We start from the raw sequence: 25,956 nt of genomic DNA, 5'->3' as shown, positions 1-25,956 counted from the left end.
GGTGCCCGCCCGTCGTCGCACCCGCAGCGACCGGCCGATCGACCGCCGCGAGAGACGTCGCGCCGGCGCATCTTCGCCAAGGAGGTCCTACATGTTCAGAGTCCGTACCCGCCGCCGGCCGTGGGCGCTCGCCCTCGCCGCGACCGCGATCATCGCCGCCACGGCGGCAATCTCCGTACCGATCCACCCCGAACCGGCGCAGGCCGCCATCGGGGGGATCACCTGGCAGGACGAGTTCAACGCCTCCGCCGGCACGCCCGTCAACCAGAGCAAGTGGCGCTTCGACATCGGCGGCGGCGGCTGGGGCAACAACGAACGGCAGTACTACACCAACAGCACGAGCAACGCCGTGCACGACGGCCAGGGCAACCTGGTGATCACCGCCCGCCGGGAGAACCCCGCCAACTACCAGTGCCACTACGGCCGGTGCGAGTACACCTCGGCCCGGCTGCTCACGGCGGCCACGTTCACCCAGACGTACGGCCGGTTCGAGGCCCGCATCAAGATTCCGCGCGGGCAGGGCATCTGGCCGGCGTTCTGGATGCTCGGCAACGACATGGGCAGCGTGGGCTGGCCGAACGCGGGCGAGATCGACATCATGGAGAACATCGGCCGGGAGCCGAACACCGTCTACGGCACCATCCACGGCCCGGGCTACTCGGGCGGCGGCGGCATCACCGGCAGCCGCACCATCGGCCAGCCGCTCGCCGACACCTTCCACACCTACCGGGTGGACTGGGAACCGAACTCCATCATCTGGTACCTCGACGGCGTCGAGTTCCACCGGGTCGACCCGGGTCGGCTGGGCGGCAACCGCTGGGTGTTCGACCACCCCTTCTTCATGATCCTCAACGTGGCGGTGGGCGGAAACTGGCCGGGCTACCCCGACGCCTCCACGCAGTTCCCGCAGCAGATGCTCGTGGACTACGTACGGGTCTCGGGCTACACCTCGGGCGGCAACCCGCCGACGGGCACCAACGCGATCCGGGGCGCGCTCAGCGGTCGCTGCATCGACATCCCGAGCGCCAACCCGGTCGACGGGGCCAAGCTCCAGATCTGGGACTGCAACGGCACCGCCGCGCAGGCCTGGACGTTCGCCGCCGACGGCACGATCCGCGCGATGGGCAAGTGCATGGACCCGGCCTGGGCCGGCACGGCGAACGGCACCGAGGTCAACCTCGTCACCTGCAACGGCAACCCGGCGCAACGCTTCACGCTCAACGCCGCCGGTGACCTGGTCAACCTCAGCGCCAACCGCTGCGTCGACGTGCGGGACCGCAACCCCAACAACGGGGGCAAGCTCCAACTGTGGGACTGCACGGGCGACGCCAACCAGAAGTGGTCCCGCGTCTGATCCCTCGGGCAGTACGCGGGCGCCGGCGGGGTCGGCCGGGGCACACCGCCTCGACCGGCCCTGCCGGCTCGCGCCCCTCAGCGGCCGTCCTGCCGGTCCCGCACCACGACCGCCTCGTCGGCACACGTCACACCCTGTCCGGCACGCCACGCCCCACCCAACGCCGGACCTGCTCGGCCGCCTGGTCGGCGACGGCGTGCCCCAGGGGGCGAGTCACCAGGTCACTCAACGCGAACATGTCCAGGACCCGCCCCACGTAGGCCCAGTCCTCGACCAGGGCCAGGTCCGCGGGCTGCTGCTCAGCGAAGCCCGCGCGGAAGCCGTCCAGGAAGCCGGCGGGATAGTCATCACCGAACCGGGCCATGTTGGCGGCGTCGCCATACGGGCAACCGGAATAGCTGAACTCCCAGTCGAGCAGCGCATCCACCCGCCAACCGCCGCCCACGCGAGAGACCAGGATGTTCTTCGGGTTGATGTCGGCATGCACCAGCCGGGTGTGACCGTTGACGCCCTCCAGTGCCGACGAGTGGGCCGCGCACAACTCCACCCAGGCGCGACGCGTCCCGCCGTCGAGCCGGCCCTCGGGAACCGCGGCCATACACGCCTCAGCGACCTCGGCCAGTTGCTGCGACCACGGGTCTTCCTCCTTGATGGTGAGGTCCCCGTCGACGAAGAAGCCTCGTCGGTCGAACGTCACGACGGCGACCTCCGCGACGACCCCTCCGACCTCAGCCCCCAGCTCACCCGCTTCCACCCGGCCGAGATCACCCTTGGCGAGCACCCCGCTCAGCACATCGCCGTCCACATACTCGATGACCATCGCCGGCCGCACGCTCTCGTCCTCACCGGGCGTGACCAACAGGACGTCCGGAACTGGCACGTGCCGACGGGCAACGGCCATCACCCCGGCCTCGATCGCCGGGTCCGTTCCTCCGAACCGGGCAACGACCTGGCCGTCAGCAAGCGTGAGCAGACACGTCTCGTGAGAGAAGCCGCCCGCCAACACGGACGTCGTCATCACCTTGCTACCCAGTGCCGCCGCGATGCCCTCGAGTTCTTCGATCCGCATCGGCCCAGTCAAGCAGGACGGTAGGACATCCAACCGACCGAAGTTACGTGCCGACGTACGCAGCGACCGCTGCTCCGCGGAGTGGCGGCACCCGGCCCCGCCGTCCCCACCGGTTTAGGCCCGGCCCGGTCGCGGCCTTCTGCCGTTTGTCACCCCGTCAGGCCGGGCAAGGGGCCACAGTGACCCGCACCGATGAACCCCGCTCCGTCGAGTTCGGACGGTCGACCCTCCGGCTGGTCCGGAGGGCGGCCCTGGGGCTGCTCGCCCCCGCAGCGATCGGGGTCGTCGTCAGCCTGGTGCGGGGCCGGCCGTGGTGGGACGCGCTGTGGTACCTGCTGTTCGCCATGCTCTTCCACTCCTGGCGGCTACCGACCCTGCCGGGAGGCAGCCAGCGGACTCGCCTGCCGGTGCGGCTCGACGACCAGCGACTGGAGGTGTCGGGCCCCGGCGACACGACGCTGGCGATCGACTGGTCGAACGTCGAGCGCGCCGAGATCCGTGGGCGCCTGACGCCGCTGCTGCGCGTCGAGCCGGCCGATCCGGAGCTGACCCGACCACCGATGAGGCGATGGCAGTGGGCCGGGTACGGGCAGAGCCGCCCGTACGAGATCGTGGTGCCGCTCACCGGGATGACGCCCGGCCCGGGTGTGCTGCGCCGCGAGCTGGCCCGGCGGTTGCCGGGGGCCACCCGGGAGGACACCCTGGGGCTGCGGCAGTGAACCTGCTTGCCCACTGCCACACCGGTCGCCTACCGTCCGTCGGGCACCTCCCGGTGCGCAGGCAACGGCTACTTCCGCTTCCAACGGGGAGACGCGGGTGCGAATCCCGCCGCCGCCGGAAGGCGGTGTCGACCAGCAGCCCAGGTCACCTTGGCCCGCGAGGGCCAGTCTCCGTTGCCGCTTCGATCTCGGGAGGCGCCCGCGCCGCGTACCCGGTGCGACAGACACAGCTACTTCCTGGCTAGGAGCCTGGGCCCCGCGGTGGTGATTCGCGGCGCTGTGTCGGACCTCGGTCTCGGGTGCGCGGCGTCGCCCGTTCCGGCCTCCGCGACCACGGGCCGGCAAACTCCGTTGTCCGCTCGGCGCCGCCGCCGCTACGGTCGTGCCCGCACCTCCCGGTGCGAAGGCGACGGTTACATCTTGGAGGGGTGCCCGCACCCCGTTGAAGAGGCCGTCCGTCGCCGGCTCCGATCTCGGGAGGCGCGACCACGCCGCACGCCCGGTGCGCAGGTGACGGTTACTTCAGGGATCCGCGGGTTGGAGGTTCGAGTCCTCCGCCGCCTCCGGGCGGCTAGCTCAAGCGGCAGAGCAGCGGACAGGTCCGTCGCCGACCTCTGGTCTCGGGTGTGCGGTGCGGTCGCGCCTTCCGCTCCACCCACACGGGGTACGCGATGGCCAAGTTCAACCTCAAGCTGCGGCGCGACAAGCTGCCCGTCACCGCCGAGGGCGCGCCCGGCTTCGCCCGCGATCCACGGGCCGAGCTGTTCCTGCTGGGCGTGTCGAACATAGTCGGCGAGGACACCTTCTACGAGGGCGCCGCCGACCGGGACTCCCGGTTCCGCGAGCTGGTCGCCGCCGTGGCCGTCACCGACCCCGACTGGTTCGCGCGTTTCGTGCGGTGGCTGCGTACCGGCGCGATGCTGCGTTCCGCATCCGTCGTGGCCGCCCTGGAAGGTGCCCGCGCGCAGGTCGCCGCCGGCATCCCCGGTTCCCGGGCGGTGGTGGACTCCGCGTTGCAGCGGGCCGACGAGCCGGGCGAGGCCCTCGCGTACTGGCTGGGTCGCCACGGCCGGGCGATACCCAAGCCGGTCAAGCGGGGCGTCGCCGACGCGGTGACGCGGCTGTACCACGAGCGGAGCCTGCTCAAGTACGACGCCGACGGCAGCGCGGTGCGGTTCGGCGACGTCATCGACCTGACCCACCCGACGGCGCGGGACGAGCGGCAGGGCGACCTCTTCCGGCACGCGCTGGACCGCCGGCACAAGCGCGACAACCCGCTGCCCGGGTCCCTCACGGTGCTGGCGGCGCGGGCCGAGCTCATGGCGTTGCCGGTCGAGCGGCGCGTCGAGATCACCGACCCGGCGGTGCTGGGCGCGGCCGGCATGACCTGGGAGGCCCTCGCGGGCTGGCGGCAGACCGCGATGGACGCCGCGGCCTGGGAGGCGATCATCCCGACCATGGGCTACCTGGCGCTGCTGCGCAACCTGCGCAACTTCGACCGGGCCGGTGTCAGCGACACCGTCGCCGAGGCGGTGGCGGCCAGGCTGACCGACCCGGGCGAGGTCGCCCGGTCGCGCGTGCTGCCGATGCGGTACCTGTCGGCGTACAACGCGGCACCGGGCCTGCGGTGGGCGTACCCGTTGGAGCGGGCGTTGCAGCAGGCGCTGGCGCACGTGCCCGCCCTGGACGGGCGGACCCTGGTCCTGATCGACACGTCGGGGTCGATGAACAGCGCGTTCAGCAAGGACGGCACGCTGCGCTGCTGGGACGCGGCCACCGTGTTCGGCCTCGCGCTGGCCGCCCGCGCGCGGGACGCCACGGTGGTGTCGTTCTCCAACGCCAGCACGGTGTTCCCGGCCGTCGCCGGCGAGTCGGTGCTCGCGGCGGTGCGCCGGTTCAAGGAGGGTGGCTACTTCCACGGCGCCGGGACCCAGACCGAGAAGGCGGTGCGCGACCACTACGACCGGCACGACCGGGTGGTCATCCTCACCGACGAGCAGGCGCACTGGCACGGCGCGGCGGACGTCACGGCCGCCGTGCCCGCGCGGATACCGGTGTACACCTGGAACCTGGCCGGCTACCGGGTCGGGCACGCGCCGGCGGTTGGCAGCCGGCACACGTTCGGCGGCCTCTCCGACGCCGCGTTCGCGATGATTCCGCTCATCGAGGCGGGGTCACGCGACCAGTGGCCCTTCTGACCCGTGTCGCGGCGTCGGCCCCGTCGCCCGGGGCCTGCGCCGGGGCACGGCCGGCGGACGACGCCCATTGACGGTCGTCTCCGCACGTTGCAAGATGCGGGCGCACCCCTCGTGGTGTGAAGCTCCGGTGATCCCTGGCGTACCGCGATCAGGAGGCCCAGCACTGTGAATACCGGTCTGTCGCTCGTGCTCTTCCCCATCGCGCTGGGCATCGTCATGCTCGGCCTCGGGCTGACCCTGACCATCGCCGACTTCCGTCGCGTCGTCGCCTATCCCCGGGCCGTGATCATCTCCCTGGTCTGCCAGATGCTGGTCCTGCCGGCCGTCTGCCTGGGCCTGGTGCTCGCCGCCGACCTGCGCCCGGAGTTGGCCGTCGGAATGATGCTGCTCGCCGCCTCCCCCGGCGGCAGCACCGCCAGCCTCTTCAGCCACCTGTTCCAGGGCAACGTCGCGCTGAACGTCACCCTGACGGCCATCAACTCGGTGCTCGCCCTGTTCACGCTGCCGGTGATCGTCAACCTCTCCGTCGCCGCGTTCATGGGCTCCGACAGCTCGCTCGGCCTCCAGTTCGACAAGGTGCTCCAGGTGTTCGCCCTGGTGCTCATCCCGATCGCGATCGGCATGGCCGTCCGGCAGCGGCGTCCCGCGTTCGCCGAGCGCATGCAGCGACCGGTGAAGATCCTCTCCATCGTGGTCCTCATGGTCGTGATCGTCGGCGCGGTCCTCGGCGTCAAGGACGAACTCGCCGCCACCATCGGCGCGGTCGGCCTCATCGCCCTGCTGTTCAACCTGCTCAGCCTGGCCATCGGGTACGCGGCGCCGCGCCTGCTGCGCGTCGGGCACCGGGATTCCGTCGCGTCGTCGTTCGAGATCGGCGTCCACAACGCCACCCTGGCCATCACGATCGCGCTCAGCCCGGCCCTGCTCAACAACACCGACATCGGTATGCCGCCGGCGATCTACGGCATCCTGATGTTCTTCACCGCCACCGCCTTCGGCTTCGTCGCCGCCCGCCGATCCCGGACCGCGGACGATCCGAACCGCCTGCCCGCCCCGACGGCGTGAGCGGGCATTGAGACACACCGCGCGAGCGGCGGCGCGCCGTACCGCCGCTCGCGCGCGTCATCGGGCTTCCCCTGGTGTCCGGTCATGACGCCTGAGGGTCCCGACTTCACGGCCGGGCTGCCCCGCAAGCGCATGGGCGCCGGTCTGCTCATGACCGACTCCGCCGGCCGGGTCCTTCTCGTCGAGCCGGCGTACAAGACGTCGTGGGAGATTCCCGGCGGGTGCGTCGAGGCGGACGAGTCTCCGCACCGGACGGCGGCCCGTGAGTGCCGTGAAGAGCTCGGGCTCACCATCGAGCCAGGGCGGCTACTCGTCGTGGACTGGGTCTCCCCGCGCCATCCCAGGACCGAGGGGGTCATGTTCGTCTACGACGGGGGCCGGCTGACCCCGTCGCAGGCCGCCCGGATCGTGTTGTCGCCCGCCGAACTGCGGAGTTGGTCGTGGTGTGACCGGCGGGAGGCCGACGGACGGCTGGTCCCGGTGCTGGCCCGACGGGTCGCGGAGGCACTCGCGGCGCGCGACGACGGCGTCACCCGCTACCTGGAGGACGGCTTCCGGGTGAGCTGACCCGTCCCGGATCCGCTCCGTCTTCCCTGCCATGGGGTCTGGACCAGCGCGTCGTCGACAGTGACCATTGGTAGCTGTGTAAATACTGTGGGTTGGATTACTCGCTCCCCCACCGCCACCCGACCCGCGACCGCCGACCACGTCACCGCGCAGCGAGGAGACACGCCCGTGACCGGAGCCGCCACCCGCACCGAACGGGGCACCACGTCGGAACAGTCGGCTCCGGCAGGGGCGCAGTCGGTCCTGCCGGAGCTGCGGACGATGTACTGGGAGACCGGGATGCAGGCGCGGTCGGAAGCCGGCCTGTTCACCGTGTTCGCCGAACTGCCCCGGCTGGTCTGGACGGCGGTCCGGACCAGTTGGCGGGCCGACCGCCTCCGGACCTCGGTGGTGGCCGCCGCGACCCTCGGCGGTGGGGCGATGGCCGCCTTCGGGCTGCTGGCCACCCAGCGGGTGCTCGTCGAGCTGTTCGCCGGGGGCCCGACCACGGAGAAGGTGGTCGCCGCGACGCCCGCGCTCGCCGTGCTGGCGGGGGCGACCGCGCTGCGCGCCGGCATGGGCATCGCCACCGGGTACGCGCAGAACGGGCTCACCCCGCGGGTGAGCCGGGAGGTGGAACGCGGCCTGTTCGAGATGTCCACGGCGGTACGGCTGGAGGCGTTCGACGCCGACGCGTTCGCCGACGACATGGAGCGCGCCTCCCGGGGCACCGAGTCGACGGTCGACCTGGTGGAGTCGTCGATGAACCTGCTCGCCGGGCTGGCCGGCCTGCTCGCCGTGGCGGTCGCCGTCGTCGTCATCCACCCGCTGCTGCTGCTGGCGCTGCTGGTCGCGACGCTGCCCAAGGCCTGGGCGTCGCTGCGGGCCGGGCACCTGCGCTACCGGACCTACACGGCCGGCTCGGTGCGGCGGCGGCGGCTGTGGCTGCTGCACCGGCTGATGGCCGAGCGGGACTCGGCGCCGGAGCTGCGCTCCTACGGGCTGCGCCGCTTCCTGCTGGACCAGTACGACCGGGTGATGGAGGTCGAGACGGACATCGAGCTGGCCCTCGCCCGCCGGGTCACCACGACCACCACGGTCGGGGCGGTGATCGGCGGAATCGCCACCGCCGTGGTCTACCTCCTGCTCGGGCTGCTGCTCGTCGACGGTCAGATCCCGCTCGCGGCGGCGGCGACCTGCGTGGTCGCGGTGCAGGCCGCGCAGCGTTCGCTGGCCGTCACCACCTTCCAGGTCGACCGCGTCTACACCGAGGGTCAGCACTTCGGCGACTACACCGGGTTCATGACCCGCGCCGCCGACTACCTGCCCGATCCGGCGGCGGGCGCCGACCCCGGCCCGCTGCGCGAACTGGCCGTGCGGGAGGTCAGCCTGCGCTACCCCGACCGGGACGTCCCCGCCGTGGACCGCGTGACGCTGACGATCACGGCGGGGCAGACGGTGGCGTTCGTGGGCGAGAACGGCTCGGGCAAGACCACCCTCGCCGCGATGATCGCCACCCTGCGCGCGCCTTACCGAGGGCGTCATCTGCTGGAACGGGCGGCCCCTGCCCGAGTGGGACCTCGACCGGCTGCGGGCCCGCATCGCCGTGGTCACGCAGGAATACCACAAGTGGCCGTTCACGGCCGCGACGAACATCGCCGTCGGCGACGTCGAGAGCGAGGCCCGGCAGGACCGGATCGAGGCCGCCGCCGCCCGTGCCGTCGCGCACGACATGATCCAGGAGCTCCCCGACGGGTACGAGACGCTGCTCGACCGGACGTTCGCCAGGGGTCAGGACCTCTCCGGCGGCCAGTGGCAGCGCATCACCGCCGCCCGCGGCTTCCTCCGCGACGCCGAGCTGCTGGTCATGGACGAGCCCTCCTCCGCCCTCGACCCGCGCGCCGAGGACGCCCTCTTCCAGGCCATCCGGGACCGGCAGGGTCGGGCGACCACCATCCTCATCACCCACCGGCTGGCCAACGTCCGGCACGCCGACCGGATCTTCGTCCTGCACGACGGCGCGCTGGTCGAGGCCGGCAGTCACGCCGAACTCGTCGCCGCCGGTGGCCGGTACGCCGAACTGTTCGCCCTCCAGGCCGCCGGCTACCACGGCGGCCAGGACGAGCACGCCCCCGCGCCACGGCAGCGTTGACCGACGGGCGCTCCGGCCCCCGGGGCGTCCCGAGGGCCGCAGCGTCGCGTCAGTGGATGATGACGGGAGCCTTCGGCTGCCCCTCCTGCTGGCCGTCGAGCAGGTGCGACGGCTCGCGCCGGCGCGGCAGGAACGCCACCGGGACGAACGTGAGGAGCACCAGCGCGAACGCGACCCAGAACGTGGTGGCGAAGGAGCTGGCGGCGAAGTCGAGGCCACGCTGGATGAGCGACGGGTCGACCGGGAACTGCTCGGCCAGCTCCGGCTGCTGCTGGAGGGCGATGGCGAGACCGGCCTCCGTCACCGGTTCCCCGCTCGGGTCGGTCGCCCCCGGGATCGGCCGGGATCCGTTCAGCTCGCTGGTGAGGATCACCGACATCATGGCGGCGCCCACGGACCCGCCGATCTGCTGGAGGATGTTGACCAGGGTGGAGCCGCGGGCCACGTCGTGCGCCTTGAGGGTCTTCAGCGCCGAGGTCATGATCGGCATCATGGTGCCGCCCATGCCCAGGCCCATGACGAACAGCGACCCGCAGAGCAGGACGTACGAGGTCTGCGGGTCGACCTGGGTGAAGGTGAAGAACCCGAGGGCGATGAGTGCCAGCGCGAACGGCACGGTACGGCCGACGGGGACCCGGTCGGCCAGCATCCCGGCCACCGGCATGGTCACCATCGCGCCGATGCCCTGCGGCGCGATCAGCAGGCCGGCGGTCAGCGTCGACTCGCCGCGGATCTGCAGGAAGTAGCTCGGGAACAGCAGGCCGGCGCCCATGAACGCGATGATGAACACGAACATGGTCACGGACGCGATGGTCAGGTTGCGGTTGGCGAACAGCCGCAGGTCCAGCAGGGGGTGCCGGGGCCGGAAGGAGTAGATGACGAAGGCGACAAGGAGCGCGCCGCCGAGCAGCATGGGTGCCCACACCCCGGTGTCGGCGAACGTGCCGGTCTCGGGCAGCGACGAGACGCCGTAGAGGAAGAGGGCGAGCCCCGGCGAGAGCATCAGCATGCCGAGGAAGTCGAACGACTCGGACGGCTCGGGGTTGTCCTTCGGCAGCGCGAGTGCGGCATAGACGAGCCCGACGGCGCCGATCGGCAGGTTGATCAGGAAGATCCAGTGCCAGCTCGCGATGTCGATCAGCCAGCCACCGAGGATCGGGCCGCCGATGGGCCCGAGCAGCATCGGGATGCCCAGGACGGCCATCAGCCGACCGATCCGGTGCGGACCGGCCGCCCGGGTCATGATGGTCATGCCCAGCGGCATGAGCATGCCGCCACCGAGGCCCTGGAGCACGCGGTAGCCGATCAGTTCCTCGAGGGTGTCGGCGGTGGCACACAGCCCTGACCCGATCGTGAAGAGGGCCAACGCGATCATGTAGAGGCGTTTGGTGCCGAACCGGTCGGCGGCCCAGCCGCTGAGTGGGATCACCGTGGCCAGGGCCAGCGTGTAGGCGGTCATGGTCCAGGCGACCTCGGCGTAGGACGCCTGGAACTCGCGCTGGAAGGTCGGCAGGGCGACGCCGACGACCGTCACGTCGAGGATCGACATGATCGCGCCGAGGACGACGACCCCGGCGATCTTGAGCACCGAGGCGTCGAGTTTGTCCGAGGTCGCGATGGATTGCTGTGTCACTAATACTCCTGGGTCCCCGTGGTGGCCGGCGCGAGCCGTGCCTCGACCTGTCACGTCCTGACACTGTCCGCAGGCAGACTAACGAGCGGCACCGACGATCGGCGTACGATTTCCGACCGCCGGGGAGTGGGCGACGCCACGTCGGCGAGCGGGTCGACCGCCGGACGGAGCACACCTTCGCGCGAAGGCGGTCAGCCCACCTTGGGTACGGCGCGGGAGATGATCGCGGCGAAGTCGACGCCGCGAGGCAGCGTGCCGTACGCCTGGCCGTGGTCGCCGCCGAGCCGGGAGGCGCAGAAGGCGTCGGCGACGGCGGGGTGGCCGTGCCGCACCAGCAGCGAGCCCTGCAGGACCAGGGCGAGCCGTTCGACGACCCGGCGGGCCCGCAGCTCGACGTCGTCGCGGTCGGACAGCTCGGCCTGCACCTCGCGTACGGCGGCGTCGAGCCGGGCGTCGGCGCCGGCGGCGGCCGTGACCTCGGCCCGGAACGCCGCCATGACCTCGGGTTCCCTGGCCAGGGCGCGCAGCACGTCCAGCGCGGCGACGTTGCCGGAGCCCTCCCAGATCGAGTTCAGCGGGGACTCGCGGAACAGCCTCGGCATGCCCGACTCCTCGACGTAGCCGTTGCCGCCCAGGCATTCGAGGGCCTCGGCGGCGTGCGCCGGCCAGCGCTTGCAGACCCAGTACTTGCCGACGGCGAGGGCGAGCCGCTTGAACGCGGTCTCGCCGGCGTCGCCGCGCGCGGACCGGTCGGTGGCCCCGGCGAGGCGCATCATCAGGACGGTGGCGGCCTCGGACTCGACCGCGAGGTCGGCGAGCACGTTGCGCATCAGGGGCGCCTCGACGAGGTACCGGCCGAAGGCCTGCCGGTGGGTGGCGTGGTGGGCGGCGGTGGTCACGCCCTGGCGCATGCCGGCCGCCGCGCCGATGACGCAGTCGAGGCGGGTCAGGTTGACCATGTCGATGATGGTGCGCACGCCACGGCCCTCGTCGCCGACCCGCCAGGCGACCGCGTGCTCGTACTCGACCTCGGCGGAGGCGTTGGAGCGGTTGCCGAGCTTGTCCTTGAGGCGCATCAGCCGCATCGGGTTGCGCGTGCCGTCGGGCAGGACGCGCGGGACGAGGAAGCAGGTGAGCCCGCCCGGCGCCTGGGCGAGGGTGAGGAAGAGGTCGCACATCGGCGCCGACGTGAACCACTTGTGCCCGAGCAGCCGGTAGGTGCCGTCCGGCTCGGGGCGGGCGGTGGTGGTGTTGGCGCGTACGTCCGAGCCGCCCTGCTTCTCCGTCATCGACATGCCGGCCAGCAGTCCCCGCTTGGCCAGCGGCGGACGCAGCCCGAAGTCGTACGACGTGGCGGTGAGCAGCGGCTCGTAGCGCGCGGCCAGCTCCGGGGCGTGCCGCAGCGCCGGCACGGCGGCGTAGGTCATCGAGATCGGGCAGCCGTGGCCGGCGTCGGGACGCCAGGTGTAGAACTTGGCCGCGCGGGCCACGTGCGCGCCCGGCCGGTCGTCCGCCCACGGCGCGGCGTGCAGGCCGTGCGTGACCGCCGTACGCATCAGCTCGTGCCAGGCCGGGTGGAACTCCACCTCGTCGACGCGGTGGCCGTGCCGGTCGTGGGTGCGCAGGACCGGCGGGTGCTCGTTCGCCAGCCGCCCGTGCTCGATCGCCTGCTCGCCGCCGCCGAGGCGGCCCAGCTCGTGCAGCTCGGCGGCGGCCCAGCCGGCGCCCTCGCGTTCGAGCCCGTCGAGCAGCGCCGCGTCGTCGGCCGTGTCGTGACCGACCAGCGGTGGAACCTGGTTGAGGACCTCGTGCGTCGTCACGGCGACACTCCCAGCGCGCGGTGGAGGAAGGCGATCAGGTGTTCGATGGTGCGCGGCCCGGCGACCCCGGCCGCCAGGGGGCCGACCATCGCCTCGGCCAGGGCGCCGACCAGCGCGGTGGCGGTCAGCTCGGGATCCTGCGGGGGAAGTTCGCCGCTCGCCACCCCCTGGGCGACGTGACCGGCGATCAGCTCGGCGTACGCGCGGCGGAAGACGAGCCGCTCGGCGTCGACGGCCGGGTCGGCCGGCTCGGCGAGCAGCGCGTACGCCAACCGGGGCGAGCGCAGCGCCCGGCCGGAGAACGTCTCGATGACGGCGGTGACCCGTTCGGCGACGGTGCCCTCCAGCGCCGCCGCGCGCGCCACCGCGTCCACCTCCCGCTGCGAGGCGGTGCGGAACACCTCGGCGACCAGGTCGGCCTTGGTGGGAAAGTGCCGGTAGACGCTGCCGGTCGCCATCCCGGCCCGCTCGGCGACGGCGGCGACCGAGCAGCCGGCGTACCCGTGCTCGGCCATGATCTCCAGCGCGGCGGCGATGATCCGCTCCCGGGACGCGCTCAGCCGGGCCTTCACGCGTTCGGTGCTCCGGTAGACCACGCAAGGATTGAACCATCATTCAATCCTTGCCGGCAAGGCGCCTGCCGGGCTGGCGTGCGACCCGCCCACGACGCGGTCTAGGCTCCCTCTCTTCGGCAGGCGTACGCCCCCGGAGTCCCCGAAGGCGGTCCCGCCGTGACCCCTGACCTGACCGACGTGAACCGCCGCCTGGACGCGGCGCTGGCGGGCGTGGCCGCCGCGTTCCGAGGCATGACCGCCCACCGGCGGGAGTCCAACTGCGAGTGTCACTGGGGCAGCGCCGAGGAGCTGGCGCTGCTCAAGACCCCGGACGCGCCGCTCGACGAGGACCTGCTCCGCCGCACGTACTGGACCACGGACTGGCACTACCCGGGGCCGCTCCTGCGCCGGATCCTGCCCCCGGTGACCCGACGCCTCGCGGCGGGTGAGGTGGAGTCCGTCTCCGGGATGGACCCCCTGGCCCGCCTGTTCGTCAAGGGCCGCTGGCAGGACTGGCCCGCCGCGCAACGCGACGCGGTACGGGAGTTCCTGGCAGCCTGGTGGCAGCACACGCTGGTGGATCCCGGGGCGAGGGTCCCCGCTAACGAGGCCCTGGCCTTCGTCGCCGAGGTCACCGGGCAGCTCGCCCCGTGGCTGGACACCTGGACGCGACTGCTGCCCGACCCGACGGCTCGGCGACGACTGGTCGCGGCGGCGGACGAGTGGTCGTACGACCTGGTCGTCGACCGTCTGCCCTGGTCGAGCTGGCGGGACGAGGAGGACACGGCATGCCTCGCGCTGTCGATGTGGGTGCTGCGGCACGCGCCGGCCGCGCTACGGGAACACGACGCGTCCGCCGAGCTGCGCGACCTCGTACAACTGCTGGCCCTCCCCGACGCCGACCGGTGGGACAAGCGCGGCTAGCCACGCGAGGCTGCCGGGAACGGCGAAAGGGGGCACCCCCGTCTCGGGAGTGCCCCCTGGGCCGCAGCCGGCACATGGTCCGCGGGCCGGCCGGGCCGGTGCGATGCGTCAGCAGCCCTGCCGGCGGCTGTAGATCTGGTGGCGCGCGCCCGCCCAGCCGATGTAGCCGACCGCCTCGACGCAGTAGGACGCCGTGCCGGTGACGCCGACCGGGCCGGCGTGGTAGCTGAAGTCACCGGAGTCGGTGTCCGCGCTGCCCGAGCGGGTGCAGTGCGCGCCCTCACCGGAACGCTCGGCGCAGCGGTAGATCTGCACGAAGGTGGGTGCCGACTTCCCGTAGGCCGCGCCCCGGTGGTAGAAGCACGCGCTGTTGGTGCCCCCGTTGCTGCTGTTGTAGTAGATCACCAGTTCGCCGTAGCCCGACGACTGCACCTGGCTGTAGATGATCGTGCCCGAGCAGGAGCCGGCCGCCTGGGCGGCGGGTGCGCCGATCGTCATGACCGACGCGACGGTCACCAGTGCCATCAGGGTCGAGAACACTCTCTTCATGGTCACCAAGGCCCAATCCACAGTCGACTGTCTTGCGTTGTGGATCATGATCGCACGACGCGCGCCCCGGCATCGCCCCGTGGGCGACACGCCGCCGGGCGTCAGAGCTGCCGCAGGATGGCCACCTTGTCGTACGCGACGGCGACCACGTCCGGCTTCCCGTCCCCGGTGACGTCGCCGACGGCCAGGGCGTCCTCCTGGAATCCGACCCCGTCGACGCTGTTCGTCGCGTACCCGCCGAGCGTTCCGGTCGGCCCCTGCAGGTGGACGCTCACCGCCAACCAGTTGGCGTGCGCGACGACCAGGTCGTTCCGGTTGTCGCCGGTCAGGTCGCCGATGACGAGCCCGGCGGCGCAGTCGTAGGCGGGATACCTGGTCGGCGTCGCGGCGAGCCCACCGGAGCCCTGCGCGAACACCTGGACGGCGGAGTCCGGGGTGTTGCCCTGGACGCTGGTCACCAGGTCGGCCCGCCCGTCGCCGGTCACGTCGCCGACCGCCGCGCCGAGGCCGACCCGGCGGTAGCCGTTGTCGTTCGCCGGCGTCCGGTAGGTCGTCGCCGGCCCGTAGGAACCGTCCGCGCGGCGTAGCCGCACCCAGGTGCCGTGGCCGTAGAACTGCGCGAGGTCGACCCGGGCGTCCCCGTCGAGGTCGGCCACGAAGACCTGGTTCACCGGCGCACCGGCCGTGAACGGCCCGGTGACCGTCGTGTACGCCGGGAACGTGTGCGTCGCGCTCTGCGCGTGGATCCGCACCTCGCCCTGCCTCGCGCCGACGACCAGGTCCGGACGCCCGTCACCGGTCACGTCCGCGATCGCGACGTCCTCGGCGCCACCTGCCACCAGCACCGGCGCGGCGAGCCGCCCGCCCCGCTGGAACAACACGTCGACGCCGGCGGACGAGGACATCGCCACGTCCGTACGCCCGTCGCCGTCGATGTCGCCGACCGCCAGCCGTACGTCGCTGTTGTAGCCGCCGTGCGCGGGGATCCTCGTGGGAGCGCCGTACCCGTGGTCGGCCTGCTGGGCGAAGACCAGCACCGAACTCGTCTGCGTGCCGTCGACGGCGTCCACGCCGACGACGATGTCACGCCGCCCGTCGCCGGTGACGTCGGCGACGGCGACCGCGTTGGTCGCGGTCGACCCCGTGGCGAGGTACCGCGCGGGCGCGAAGGTCCCGGCGCCCGCCGCCCCGGCGCGCGCCGGCACCGCCACCCCGGCCGCCACGGCGAGCGCCGCCGCCATCCCGACCCTGACCAGTCTGTCCATTCCGTCCCCCGTTCGCATCCCGGCCGTCGATCGACGGCCGCGCATGCGCCACGTGCCCCGGGCGCCGACGCCGCAAACCCCGCGCGACGCCGGCCCCTGGGCGGCCGGCACGGGGACGCGGCCTGCCCCGGCGGCGCGGACACCCGCCCACGCCGCGGCCGGCGTCACGGGGCGTGGCGCCACCAGGGGTTCTCGAAGACGAGAGCCTCGAGGTCACGGACGTTCTCGGCAACAGTCTGCGCGGGGATGTCCGGGCGTTGCAGCGAGACGCGGAGGTCCGCGGCGAGGTAGCTCGCCTCGCGCACCTCGCACTCCCGGCGCAGGGTGGCCGGGGACGTCCCCGTCTCGTCGGCGACGACGTCGAGGACGGCCTCCATGTGCGGGCCGCTGAACCGGACCAGGAAGAACCAGTCATCCATCGGTTCGCCGAAGCGCGCCCACTCGAAGTCCAGCAGCGCCGTCACACTGCGGTCGCGAGCGAGCCAGTTTCCCCAGTGGCAGTCCGCGTGGACCGGGACGGCCACGCTCGCCTGCGCCGGCGCGCCCTCCGCTATCGCCGCCAGACCGTCGAGCACCCGGCGAGGGATGATCCCGTCCCGGTTCAGGGCGGCGAGGTCCTCCACCTCGGCGAAGAGCGCGGCCCGGCTGACGAACCCGCCGTGGTCGAGCGTCTCCGCCAGCGTCTGCCGGGCGGGGGCCGAAGGCGTCCAACGGTGCAGTGCGTGCAGCCGCTGCACCGCCTCCGCCGCCAGCAGGCACGCGGTCACCTCGTCCACGCCGGGCATGTCCATGCCGGGCGTCGCCCCGGGCGCGCGGGCGTAGCAGGCGTAGCGGACCTCGCGGGTCTCCAGCTCGTAGCGCCCGCTGTCGAGCAGCGGCGCCGTGATGCCGGCGGGCAGGTGGGGCGCGAGGGCGATCTCCCGGTCCAGTCGCGAGTGGCGGTCGGCGTCGATGACCTTCACGACGATGTCCGCCCCCAGGTGGACGTGGTGCGAGAGGCTGTCGGCGACGGTCAGGGGGCCGGGGTCCCGGCCCAGGGCCGCCGTGGCGATCGCGTGGGCCACGTCGTGGGCCTGGCGCGGGTCGATCATCGGCGGTCGCACCGCGGCGTGGCCGTCGTCCTGGAGAGCGTCATCCGAGTGTCCGATCGTGAGGGCCGGTCGCCACACTATCCCCGTACGGCGATCGTCGCTGTCCACCCTCGACGTGCAGGCGGCCCTCACCCGGCCGTGGGAGTTCCCGCGGCCCCGAACCACCTGGCGAGCGCGACGTCGAGCGCCCGCTGGTCCTCGCCGACCCACGCGACGTGCCCGTCCGGCCGGAGCAGCACCGCCGGCACGCCCCACTCTTCGCTGGTGTCGGCGACGTGGTCGACCCGGTCGGCCCAGCCGTCCACCGACAGCCGCCCCGTCCGGTCGAGCAGCAGCCCGTTGCCGGTGCGCAACAGCTCGAACAGGCGCCCGGGCTTCAGCCCGACGTCGCGCAGCCGCCGCCCGAGCAGGTCGTGGCCCGCACCGAAGTCGTACCGGACGTCGATCGCCGTGATCTTCTCGATGAGGAACCGGTTGACGTCGTTGAAGTCCATGAGCTGCGCCAACAACCGCCGTACCGCCTGCGGTCCGGGCTCGTTGGTCGTCAGCTGCATCTGTGCGCGGGTGTTGTCCAGCACGTCGGCGGCCACCGGATGCCGCTCGGACTCGTAGCTGTCCAGCAGGTCGTCCGGCGCCCAGCCGTTGACGGCCGCCGCCAGCTTCCAGCCCAGGTTGAACGAGTCCTGGAGGCCGAGGTTGAGTCCCTGCCCACCCATGGGCGGGTGGACGTGCGCGGCGTCCCCGGCCAGGAACACCCGGCCGACCCGGTAGCGCTCGGCCTGGCGGGTCGCGTCGCCGAAGCGCGACAGCCAGCGCGGGGAGTGCGCGCCGAAGTCGGTGCCGGCGTACCTGCGTAGCTGTCGCGTGAACTCCTCGAACGTCGGCGGCACCGAACGGTCCTCGGCCACCCCCTCCGCCGGCACGACCGCCCGGAACACCCCCGGCTTGCCCGACGGCCCGATCCCGAACCGCTTCTCGGTCCTGCGCACCTCGGTCATCACCTCGGTGAGGTGTTCCGGGGACGCCGTCACCTCCATCTCGCCCAGCAGGGTGTCGATCTTCGACGGCTCGCCGGGGAACCCGACCCCGAGCAGTTTCCGAACCGTGCTGCGCCCACCGTCGCAGCCGACGACGAACCGCGCCCGCAACGCGGTCGCGGTCTCGCTTTCCAGGTGTACGGTCACGCCGTCGTCGTCCTGCGCCAGACCGACCACCGCACCACCGCGCCGGATCTCGGCCCCGACTTCGGCCGCGTGCTCGGCGAGCAGCCGGTCGGTGAGCGTCTGCGGAATGCCGAGTACGTATCCGTGGGCGGTGTCCAGCCCGGTCGGGGCGGGCTTTTCGATGCCCGCGAAGAATCCCCTGAGCGGATACTGCCTGCCGTTTTCGAGGAACCGCTCCAACAGACCCCGCTGATCCAGCACCTCGATACTGCGCACGTGCAGCCCGAGCGACCGCACGAACGGCGGCGGCTCGGCGTCCTTCTCCAGCACGAGCACGTGGACGCCCCGAAGACGCAATTCACTCGCCAGCATCATGCCGGTCGGGCCGCCGCCAACAATGATCAGATCGAACATGAATCCCCCATGGTGTGCCGATTCCTGCGCTCGGCCGACGATTCTGCGCCACGACCGGGGTCTTGCCGCAAGCCCTGGGGTGCGGTATATGTTGATGGTGGCAAGGAGTTCTCCTCCTTGCCTTTGTTGTTGCTCGGCCGCGGTCAGGTCCGGTCGGAGAGGACCGCTCCCACCGCGCGCTGGGCGAGGGCGCACATCGTGGGGTTGGTCTCCCGGTAGGCCGGCGGGGCATCGACCCCGGCAACCTCCGGTCAGGCGAGCGTCACCGGCTCCTCACGGACTGCCCTGCTGCCGGCGCGCCATCTCGGTGATCCAGACGGGCGCGAACGGAGACGTGCAGCCCGGGGAGGTCGGGTAGTCCCTGAGCACCCCCAGCCGCTCACCGATCTCGATCGCACGGGCGCGGTGCCCGGCGTGCTCGATCCCGATACGAGCCAGGCACTCGTTCATCGACCACTGCAGGCGATCCGGCGCGTCTCCCATCTCCGCCTCGATGACGTCGAGCAGTCCTGCGAGGTCGAGGCCTTCGGGCCTCTTCGTCACGCGTTCGGCGGTCAGGGCCCAGCCGGCACTCGCCACCACCGGATCAGGATCGGCGGACCACGCCAAGCGCAGCTCCTCGGAGTGCGGGTTCTTCTTCACCACGTAGTTCACGAGCCAGTCGTGCACCTTGGGTGTGCGCGCCTCGCGCAACATGGCGTCCAACTCGGCACGCCCGAACGCCTTCGGGCGGCAGATCAGGATCGCCAGCAGCCTCGCCGCGGTGTCGTCCGTCGCCCAGAGCCGGCACGCGAGTTCCTGCTGCGTCCTGAGCCGCTTCGCGAGCGCGCGCAGCTTGCCGAGGTGCACACCGTGGTCATCACCGTGTCTCCTGTTCACCTCGCGCGCCTTCGGGTCCTCGAGCGCGGCCAACTCGGCCAGCACCTCGGCCACGGTCGTCTCCGTCACCCCAGCCTCCTCCCCCGTCTGTGCGCTTCAGCCTACGAGGGTGGCGCGGGTGAACCAGCCGATCAGCGAGGGCATGGTCGGGACCACCCATCCGCTGTGGCGTCGTGGGCGCTTCGTCTGCGTGCCGGGCTCCGCTGGTCGCCGGTGGGCCTAAGGTGCAGCAGAACCCTGTGCTCGCGCCGGGTCGACGGATCCGCCCGTCGCGCTGGCTGGCTGCGGGGCCTCCGTGCCGGCCGACCGCGCCCGCAGCCGGCGTACCTCCGGCACCGCGAGCGTCGCTGCCGTGCCGACCGCGACGGCGCCCGCCCCGGCGACCAGCGTCGCGCTGGCTCCGATCAGGGCGCTCGCCGGGCCGGCCAGGGCATAACCGATGGGTTCGAAGGTGTAGGCGCCCAGCCAGTCGTACGAGCTGATCCGCGACAGGGTCTCCGGCGGGACGTTCTCGTGCATGGCCGTCTGCCAGTACGTCCAGAAGACGGACTGGGCGATCCCGCCGAGGAACGCGACCGCGGCGATGGCGACCGGGGAAGCCGCGACGGAGAGCAGCAGGAGCATGGGTACGAAGAGGAACGCGCCGGCCACCGCCGGGATCAACGGCCGCCGGGGGTGGGCCGACATGGCGACGAATCCACCGACGAACGCCCCGAGGCTGATCGCGCCCAGGATGAGGCCCCAGCTGGCCGGCCCACCGAGCTCGTCCTTCGCGATCAGCGGGCCGAGCACCATGAACGGCGCCAGGCCGAGCATCCGCACGAGCGCGCTCTGGAGGGTCACCGGCCAGAGCCACCTGCGCGACCGGAAGTCCTGCCAGCCGTCCCGAACGTCACGCAGCACGCTCTTGCCCGAGTTGGCGACGGGCGCGGCGCCGACCCGGATCGCGCTGATGAGCACGGCGCTGAGCAGGAAGGAAAGCGAGTCCAGCGCCAGCGCGTAACCGGCGCCGACCGCCACCACCAGCAGCCCGCCCAGAGCCGGCCCCACCACCCCCGCAGCCGCGATCATCAGCCCCCGCAGCGCGTTGGCCTCGCGGTGGTGCTCCGCCGGCACCGTCTCCGGTTGCAGCGCGCTGACGGCCGGGATGAAGAACGCCGAGGCGATTCCGGACACCACCTGCAACAGCAGGAGGTGCCAGATCCTGGCGTGGCCGGAGATCAGCAGCGCCGCCATCACGCCCTGCGACGCGAACCGCACCAGGTCGGCGGTGATCATGAGCCGGCGCCGGGACATCCGGTCCGCGACCGCGCCGCCGATCACGAGGAACAGCGCCAGGGAGAACGCCTCCACGGCGAGCACGAGCCCCAGGTCGGAGGCGGAACCGGTCAGGTCGAGCACCCCGAAGGCCAGGGCCACGACGGTGATCTGGTTGCCGAGCTGCGAGGTGATGCGCCCGCCGAGCAGCAGCCGGAAGTCCCGCTCCCGCAACACGCGCAACGATGGAAGTGTGAACAAGAGGGGGCCTCCTCAGAGCGGACGGACTGCGCCGTGCCGCGTCACGGCGGCGGTCACGAGCCCTCCATCCTCGCCCAACCGTCGGGCAAGGACGCCGCGAACTTCCGCCATCCAGCGAAGCGCTTGCTCCTCACGCGACGTCATGCCACATAGTCGGGGGCGTGGCGGAGCACCTGACGGTGGGGCGTGTGGCGGAATTGGCCGGGGTCAGCGTCCGCACCCTGCATCACTACGACGAGATCGGCCTCCTGGAGCCGTCGACGCGGACCGCGGCCGGGCACCGGGCCTACTCCGCGGGCGACGTGGAGCGGCTGCGTGAGGTGCTCGCCTACCGGCGGCTCGGCTTCGGGCTGCGCGAGATCGCGGATCTGGTCGACGACCCGGCCACCGACGCGGTCGCGCACCTGTGCCGGCTGCGCGGCCTGCTGGTGGACCAGCGCGACCGCGCTGCCGCCATGGTGACGGCCATAGACAGGGAACTGGAGGCACGGGCGATGGGGATCAGGACGACGCCGGAGGAGCAGCTGAAGGTGTTCGGCGCACAGTTGTACGACGCCATCGGCGCTGCCTACCCGGCGACGCGGCGCACGGAGCCACGGATCGCCGCCCGCATCTGGGACGCGCTGGGGGACGCACGGACGGTGCTGAACGTCGGGGCTGGCACCGGCTCCTACGAACCACCCGACCGGGACGTCACGGCCGTGGAACCGTCGGCGGTCATGCGGGCGCAGCGTCCCGCGGGCGCGGCGCCGTGCGTGGCCGCCCATGCGGAGAATCTGCCGTTCGAGGACCAGTCCTTCGACGCCGCGATGGCCGTCAGCACCCTCCACCACTGGCCGGACCCGGTCGCCGGGCTGCGTGAGATGCGGCGGGTGGCCCGCCGCGTGGTGGTCTTCACGTACGACGCGGATGACACCGGCTGGCGTGAACGGTTCTGGCTCACCCGCGACTACCTGCCCGAGTTCGCGAACCTTCTCGTCGGCTGGCCCTCACTGGCCGACCTGACCAGCGCGATCGGAGGACGCGCGGAGCCGTTGCTCGTCCCGTGGGACTGCGCCGACGGCTTCTTCGAGGCACACTGGCGCCGGCCCGAGGCGTACCTCGACGAACGTGTCCGCCGCGCGGTCTCGGTGTGGACCAGGGTCGGACCGCAGGCTGAGCAGCGGGCGGTCCGCAATCTCCGCGAAGACCTCGCCTCAGGCCGGTGGGCCGAACGCAACCGCGACCTCCTCGCCCTCGACACGGCAGAGCTCGGCCTCCGCCTGCTCGTGGCCTGAACCGCTGTGCACCATGCGGATGCGCCGGGTGACCGGCAGTGCTACGGCCCGTTCCCGACGGGGGAACGGGCCGTAGCTGTGGTGCAAGGGTGGACAGGGCGGCGGCCAGCCGGTGATCAGATGGTGAAACCGCCGTCCACGTTGATCGTCGCCCCGGTGACGTAGCGCCCGTCGGCGCTGGCGAGGAACGCCACCGCAGCGGCCACATCGGCCGGGTCCGCGTAGTGGCCGAGGGCGGTGAACCCGTTGATCGTGTCGGCGTTGGGGCCGTCGGCCGGGTTCAGTTCCGTGTCCGTGGCCCCTGGATTCACCAGATTCACGGTGATCGCTCTGCCGCCGAGTTCGCGTCCGAGTGCTTTGGTCAGGCCGATCAGGGCGGTCTTGCTCATCGCATACAGCGCGAAGCCCGGGAAGACGGCCCGCTCTGCCACGTTGCTGCCGATGTTGATGATCCGCCCACCGGCCGACATGTGTCGCACCGCAGCCTGGGAAGCGACGAACGGTGCCCGGACGTTGACCGCGACGGTCTGTTCGAACTCTTCCAGCTTCAATTGCTCCAACGGTCCGAGCAGGAACGCGCCGGCGTTGTTGACCAGGATGTCCAACCGACCCAGCTCGCCGGCGACCCGGTCGACCGCGCCGACCACAGCCGCCGGGTCGGCGCTGTCCGCCTGCACGGCGATGGCCCGCCGTCCCGCAGCCTTGATCCGGTCCACCACGTCATCGGCGCGCTGCTGATCCTGCTGGAACGTCAACGCCACGTCGGCGCCGCCCTCCGCCAAGCGCAACGCCACCGCGGCGCCGATGCCACGACCACCACCAGTAACCAGAGCTACCTTGCCGTCAAGTGCGTTGTTCATGACAGCAGCCTGGCCGACGGGAGACCGACCGTCTGGCGGCGATCGGACGGTGCGTTCTGTGAGTCACCGTCACGTGCCGTCGCCCCTGTGCTCGGGCTGCCGGCAGGCCGGTCTCGGTTGCCACGTGCCGGATGATCGTGGCGTGGAATACCTCGACCTGTCGCCGTACGACTACCTCGGCTTTCCCCTGCCGATGCGGGCCGTCGGGTGGCTGGGGCGCCGCCACGGAGTGCAGGACGCCAGCGCGACGCCGATGACCGGTGCCCAGTTGGAGCGGCTCAGGGCCGCCTCCCAGCGGCTCGGCAGCGTCACGCTCGGCTGGCACGACTGCGACTTCTGCGGGAACTTCGAGGGCAACGGCGAGTACCGCTACTACCTGCCCGACGGGAAGATCTACGCCGCGCCGATGATGATCCTGCATTACGTGGAGGAGCACGGATACCGGCCGCCCAGGGAGCTGCGCGACGGCTTACCGGCAGCCGAGCAACCGCCGTGGGACTGGCGCGCGGAGCGCTTGCACGCGGTGCTGCTGGACCCGTCGGAACACCCGGATTTCCGGTGCCAGGCCGCAGTCGACCTCGCGAACTGGAAAGACCCGCGCGCGCTGGACGCCCTGCGACGCGCCGCCCACGATGAGGAACTGGCCGACGTGGCAGGAGACGAGATCGGCCGCTCGTTGGCAGCGTTCATGGATCATGGCCTCGCCAAGGACCTACTCACCGAGGATCTGCACGTCATGGTGCGGTACGGCATCGACGAAGCGTCGGGCCGGTGAAGTCGCCGGGCATAGCGACCGCGCGACGCAGGTACTACATACTGAAAGGCAGGTCTTGTGGACGGCACACCGGTTACCCTCAGCCCGTACGATCCGCAATGGGCTGTGCTGTTCGAGCAGGAGCGGGTCATTATCGAGACCGCTCTAGCGCAATGGCTGGTCGGGCCGGTCGAGCACATCGGCTCCACATCGGTTCCCGGTCTGGCAGCAAAGCCGATCATCGACATGATGGCGCCGGTGCGCAGTCTGTCAGAGGCAGTAGCCGCCATCGAGGTGGTGACCGCTCTCGGTTACCGCAACGGTGTGCACCGTCCGGAGGAAGCGCACTACTTCTTCAAGCCGGAGACCGACAACTGGTGGGAGCGCACCTACCAGCTTCATCTCACCGAGCCGACCTCCCTGCTGTGGCGGCGACGAGTCGCGTTCCGCGATGCGCTGCGGTGCCGGGCGGATTACCGGTCCCGGTACGAGCGCCTCAAGCGCGATCTCGCGCACGCTCACGGCGCTGACATCATGGCCTACGCACGCAACAAGGACGATTTCGTCAACGAGGTCCTCGGCACGCGCGACAGGACGCAAGCCCCGACCGTCAGCGACACCCGGAAACCCTGACAATCTCTCACCCGCTGTGAAATGCCCATGCGTCTCTGTGTTCCTCCGGGTAGGGTCGCCAGCGCCGTACTGGTCAGCCAGCGGCATGACGACGGCGATCTGTTCGCTGCCCTTCCGGCCGCATCAGCCCGCCGAGCGATGGCGTGATGCTCAGCCGAAACCGGAGGCCCTCAGCAATGGCCCGCAAGACATATCAGGTCATCGTGCGTGGCAAGTTCGCGCCACTCGATGACGAGCAGCGGGCCGCACTGCTCGCCAAGGCTGACGAACACGACGTGTTCCGGGCGAAGTTCACCGAGGAAGGCACTGTGACCTACGAGCGGTCCCTGCTCGCCTTCACCTTCCGTTGCCTGGTCCCGGCCACCGAGGAGGACGAGGAAGCGACCGTGATTGGCAAGGCGGAAGCGCTCGCGGCAGCCGCCGTCTCGGGAATCGGTGCCGACTACCGCGACCTCACGTCGGTGTCGACCGACCTCGACGACATCAAGATCCGCCGCCGACGGGAACACTGACACCCGTAGCCCGTCACGTCGATCACTAACGTGATGTGGCCCCCTCAGACCGGACGCTGCCTGACGGCGCTGAAGTGCGCCGCGAACGACGACGAGACGCGAGCAGCCGCCGGCAAGGCCTGGCACGAAACCGACCTGGCATCCATCACCCGCCATGGCACATCGATCGAGTCACGCAATTGCTTCGATCACCTTGTCGGTGTCCCGCATCCCTCGGTGCAGTCGCAGCAGGTGTCTCGGACAGCCAGGCCGACTCGCACACCTGCGGGACGCCGGCCGTCCAAGACCGTACCCAGGCGGGGCACCGTGACGAACGAACCCACCCGACGCGGGCTCGGAGACGTCCGGACCGCTGCACACCGTCGACACCATCGGCCCGTTCGTTGCTGTAGTTGATGTACGTCAATTTCTCTGGCAGGCTTGGCATTCGGATCAAACAGAGTGGAGTTCGTATGTCTGCACTTCGTCGGGTCGTCGCAGCCACAGCGCTGGTCGGGGCGGTGTCCGCGTCCGTCCTGCTCTCCGGGCCTGCGGTCGCCGCCGAGACCAAGGCCTTTTACGGCAACGGAATGAGTAACAACTACTTCACAGCGTTGACCAACGCCAACAACGCTGCACGCTCCCTTGCCAGCGCCGACGGCTTCGACCCGGACACGCAGTGCAGCCACGGTGGAAGCTTCACGACGCAGCCGTGGCCGGGCCTCTACTCGGTGCTGGCGCAGATCAACTGCACCCGCTGAGTATCCAACTCAGGGCCTTCGGGGGTTCGTGCTGCCTGGACTACTCCACCGCCCAGCGCGGCGTCACGTGCTCGCCCTCCGGCGCGTACTCGACGAACATCGGCCACGTCCGACTCGCGGGATCAACGCATGGCGACGCGTTCGCTGACGATCTGCTGACGCCCAACGACGACTGACGGTGGAATCAGCAGGAGCCACCCTCATCCGGGGGTGGCTCTTCTGCGTCACTTTGGTGGTGGGTGACCTGGGATTCCACCAGTCACCTCT

Annotated in this window: 22 protein-coding genes and 1 pseudogene; 12 read left to right on the top strand and 11 right to left on the bottom strand. The window is 71.4% G+C overall.

All coding sequences use genetic code 11. The annotated features are described in order from the left end of the window. Nucleotides 1-91 precede the first annotated feature (91 nt). Nucleotides 92-1,354: a family 16 glycosylhydrolase gene (locus tag ACN27A_RS31085; protein ID WP_421458026.1), complete on the top strand. Its 1,263-nt coding sequence runs from the start codon at nucleotides 92-94 to the stop codon at nucleotides 1,352-1,354. A gap of 127 nt (nucleotides 1,355-1,481) precedes the next feature. On the opposite strand, the gene ACN27A_RS31080 is transcribed toward ACN27A_RS31085, so the two are convergent. Beyond that, on the bottom strand, nucleotides 1,482-2,423 hold the full coding sequence (locus ACN27A_RS31080) for a phosphotransferase (protein ID WP_421458025.1): 942 nt from the start codon (nucleotides 2,421-2,423) through the stop codon (nucleotides 1,482-1,484). 179 nt (nucleotides 2,424-2,602) lie between these two features. Between ACN27A_RS31080 and ACN27A_RS31075 the strand changes: the two genes are divergently transcribed. The 5 genes and pseudogenes from ACN27A_RS31075 (at nucleotide 2,603) to ACN27A_RS31055 (ending at nucleotide 9,103) form a co-directional block, all read left to right on the top strand. Then, nucleotides 2,603-3,142 (top strand): hypothetical protein, encoded by a 540-nt coding sequence (locus tag ACN27A_RS31075; protein WP_421458024.1) that lies wholly within the window; start codon nucleotides 2,603-2,605, stop codon nucleotides 3,140-3,142. Between the two features lie 671 nt (nucleotides 3,143-3,813). Next, complete coding sequence (locus ACN27A_RS31070) at nucleotides 3,814-5,340, top strand: TROVE domain-containing protein (protein WP_421458023.1); 1,527 nt, start codon at nucleotides 3,814-3,816, stop codon at nucleotides 5,338-5,340. A gap of 165 nt (nucleotides 5,341-5,505) precedes the next feature. Continuing rightward, a complete protein-coding gene (locus ACN27A_RS31065; protein WP_421458022.1) occupies nucleotides 5,506-6,405 on the top strand; it encodes a bile acid:sodium symporter family protein in 900 nt (299 codons plus the stop codon). Nucleotides 6,406-6,489: 84 nt separating this feature from the next. Beyond that, entirely contained in the window at nucleotides 6,490-6,972 is a 483-nt protein-coding gene (locus ACN27A_RS31060) for an NUDIX domain-containing protein (RefSeq protein WP_421458021.1), read from the top strand. A 261-nt stretch (nucleotides 6,973-7,233) separates the two neighbouring features. Then, nucleotides 7,234-9,103: pseudogene (locus ACN27A_RS31055) on the top strand (ATP-binding cassette domain-containing protein). Nucleotides 9,104-9,152: 49 nt separating this feature from the next. Here the strand turns inward: ACN27A_RS31055 and ACN27A_RS31050 are convergent. From ACN27A_RS31050 to ACN27A_RS31040, 3 genes are all read right to left on the bottom strand, one after another. After that, a complete protein-coding gene (locus ACN27A_RS31050) occupies nucleotides 9,153-10,736 on the bottom strand; it encodes a DHA2 family efflux MFS transporter permease subunit (protein WP_421458020.1) in 1,584 nt (527 codons plus the stop codon). Between the two features lie 191 nt (nucleotides 10,737-10,927). Next, on the bottom strand, nucleotides 10,928-12,556 hold the full coding sequence (locus ACN27A_RS31045) for an isovaleryl-CoA dehydrogenase (protein ID WP_421458019.1): 1,629 nt from the start codon (nucleotides 12,554-12,556) through the stop codon (nucleotides 10,928-10,930). Continuing rightward, a complete protein-coding gene (locus ACN27A_RS31040) occupies nucleotides 12,553-13,152 on the bottom strand; it encodes a TetR/AcrR family transcriptional regulator (RefSeq protein WP_421458018.1) in 600 nt (199 codons plus the stop codon). The genes ACN27A_RS31045 and ACN27A_RS31040 overlap by 4 nt, the downstream gene beginning before the upstream one ends. A gap of 135 nt (nucleotides 13,153-13,287) precedes the next feature. On the opposite strand from ACN27A_RS31040, the gene ACN27A_RS31035 reads away from it, so the two are divergent. Next, entirely contained in the window at nucleotides 13,288-14,034 is a 747-nt protein-coding gene (locus tag ACN27A_RS31035; RefSeq protein WP_421458017.1) for a hypothetical protein, read from the top strand. A gap of 108 nt (nucleotides 14,035-14,142) precedes the next feature. Here the strand turns inward: ACN27A_RS31035 and ACN27A_RS31030 are convergent, their stop codons facing one another. The 6 genes from ACN27A_RS31030 to ACN27A_RS31005 form a co-directional block, all read right to left on the bottom strand. Then, nucleotides 14,143-14,583, bottom strand: coding sequence for a hypothetical protein (locus ACN27A_RS31030; RefSeq protein WP_132236024.1), 441 nt, complete (start codon nucleotides 14,581-14,583; stop codon nucleotides 14,143-14,145). Between the two features lie 101 nt (nucleotides 14,584-14,684). Further along, nucleotides 14,685-15,848, bottom strand: coding sequence for an FG-GAP repeat domain-containing protein (locus ACN27A_RS31025; protein WP_421458016.1), 1,164 nt, complete (start codon nucleotides 15,846-15,848; stop codon nucleotides 14,685-14,687). A 164-nt stretch (nucleotides 15,849-16,012) separates the two neighbouring features. Next, nucleotides 16,013-16,939 (bottom strand): hypothetical protein, encoded by a 927-nt coding sequence (locus ACN27A_RS31020; protein ID WP_421458015.1) that lies wholly within the window; start codon nucleotides 16,937-16,939, stop codon nucleotides 16,013-16,015. A 128-nt stretch (nucleotides 16,940-17,067) separates the two neighbouring features. Further along, nucleotides 17,068-18,516, bottom strand: a complete 1,449-nt coding sequence (rox, locus tag ACN27A_RS31015) for a rifampin monooxygenase (RefSeq protein ID WP_421458014.1) — start codon at nucleotides 18,514-18,516, stop codon at nucleotides 17,068-17,070. Between the two features lie 273 nt (nucleotides 18,517-18,789). Further along, nucleotides 18,790-19,464 carry a DNA alkylation repair protein gene (locus tag ACN27A_RS31010; protein WP_421458013.1) on the bottom strand — a complete coding sequence of 225 codons (675 nt, stop codon included), beginning with the start codon at nucleotides 19,462-19,464 and terminating at the stop codon, nucleotides 18,790-18,792. A 150-nt stretch (nucleotides 19,465-19,614) separates the two neighbouring features. Continuing rightward, a complete protein-coding gene (locus tag ACN27A_RS31005; protein WP_421458012.1) occupies nucleotides 19,615-20,913 on the bottom strand; it encodes an MFS transporter in 1,299 nt (432 codons plus the stop codon). A gap of 161 nt (nucleotides 20,914-21,074) precedes the next feature. Between ACN27A_RS31005 and ACN27A_RS31000 the strand changes: the two genes are divergently transcribed. Continuing rightward, nucleotides 21,075-22,190: a MerR family transcriptional regulator gene (locus tag ACN27A_RS31000; protein WP_421458011.1), complete on the top strand. Its 1,116-nt coding sequence runs from the start codon at nucleotides 21,075-21,077 to the stop codon at nucleotides 22,188-22,190. A 116-nt stretch (nucleotides 22,191-22,306) separates the two neighbouring features. Here ACN27A_RS31000 and ACN27A_RS30995 read toward each other — a convergent pair whose 3' ends face one another. Next, entirely contained in the window at nucleotides 22,307-23,050 is a 744-nt protein-coding gene (locus ACN27A_RS30995; protein ID WP_421458010.1) for an SDR family NAD(P)-dependent oxidoreductase, read from the bottom strand. A gap of 142 nt (nucleotides 23,051-23,192) precedes the next feature. On the opposite strand from ACN27A_RS30995, the gene ACN27A_RS30990 reads away from it, so the two are divergent. The 4 genes from ACN27A_RS30990 (at nucleotide 23,193) to ACN27A_RS30975 (ending at nucleotide 25,689) form a co-directional block, all read left to right on the top strand. Further along, nucleotides 23,193-23,825 carry a hypothetical protein gene (locus ACN27A_RS30990; RefSeq protein WP_421458009.1) on the top strand — a complete coding sequence of 211 codons (633 nt, stop codon included), beginning with the start codon at nucleotides 23,193-23,195 and terminating at the stop codon, nucleotides 23,823-23,825. A gap of 57 nt (nucleotides 23,826-23,882) precedes the next feature. After that, complete coding sequence (locus ACN27A_RS30985; RefSeq protein ID WP_421458008.1) at nucleotides 23,883-24,437, top strand: GrpB family protein; 555 nt, start codon at nucleotides 23,883-23,885, stop codon at nucleotides 24,435-24,437. Between the two features lie 146 nt (nucleotides 24,438-24,583). Then, on the top strand, nucleotides 24,584-24,949 hold the full coding sequence (locus ACN27A_RS30980) for a DUF6204 family protein (protein ID WP_421458007.1): 366 nt from the start codon (nucleotides 24,584-24,586) through the stop codon (nucleotides 24,947-24,949). A gap of 452 nt (nucleotides 24,950-25,401) precedes the next feature. After that, nucleotides 25,402-25,689: a hypothetical protein gene (locus ACN27A_RS30975; protein ID WP_132235651.1), complete on the top strand. Its 288-nt coding sequence runs from the start codon at nucleotides 25,402-25,404 to the stop codon at nucleotides 25,687-25,689. Nucleotides 25,690-25,956 lie beyond the last annotated feature (267 nt).

The sequence above is a fragment of the Micromonospora sp. WMMD737 genome (assembly GCF_049179055.1).
In the GTDB taxonomy this organism is placed as follows: domain Bacteria; phylum Actinomycetota; class Actinomycetes; order Mycobacteriales; family Micromonosporaceae; genus Micromonospora; species Micromonospora reichwaldensis.
Note: the sequence above shows the minus strand (reverse complement) of the source record. Positions and strands in the feature narration are given on the sequence as shown.

Coding starts and splice junctions, on each gene's coding strand:
- ACN27A_RS31070 (WP_421458023.1), top strand. CDS start 3,814: ATGGCCAAGTTCAACCTCAAGCTGCGGCGCGACAAGCTGCCCGTCACC.
- ACN27A_RS30975 (WP_132235651.1), top strand. CDS start 25,402: ATGTCTGCACTTCGTCGGGTCGTCGCAGCCACAGCGCTGGTCGGGGCG.
- ACN27A_RS31080 (WP_421458025.1), bottom strand. CDS start 2,423: ATGCGGATCGAAGAACTCGAGGGCATCGCGGCGGCACTGGGTAGCAAG.
- rox (WP_421458014.1), bottom strand. CDS start 18,516: ATGTTCGATCTGATCATTGTTGGCGGCGGCCCGACCGGCATGATGCTG.
- ACN27A_RS31025 (WP_421458016.1), bottom strand. CDS start 15,848: ATGGACAGACTGGTCAGGGTCGGGATGGCGGCGGCGCTCGCCGTGGCG.
- ACN27A_RS30995 (WP_421458010.1), bottom strand. CDS start 23,050: ATGAACAACGCACTTGACGGCAAGGTAGCTCTGGTTACTGGTGGTGGT.
- ACN27A_RS31060 (WP_421458021.1), top strand. CDS start 6,490: ATGACGCCTGAGGGTCCCGACTTCACGGCCGGGCTGCCCCGCAAGCGC.
- ACN27A_RS31020 (WP_421458015.1), bottom strand. CDS start 16,939: ATGATCGACCCGCGCCAGGCCCACGACGTGGCCCACGCGATCGCCACG.
- ACN27A_RS30980 (WP_421458007.1), top strand. CDS start 24,584: ATGCTCAGCCGAAACCGGAGGCCCTCAGCAATGGCCCGCAAGACATAT.
- ACN27A_RS31085 (WP_421458026.1), top strand. CDS start 92: ATGTTCAGAGTCCGTACCCGCCGCCGGCCGTGGGCGCTCGCCCTCGCC.
- ACN27A_RS31030 (WP_132236024.1), bottom strand. CDS start 14,583: ATGAAGAGAGTGTTCTCGACCCTGATGGCACTGGTGACCGTCGCGTCG.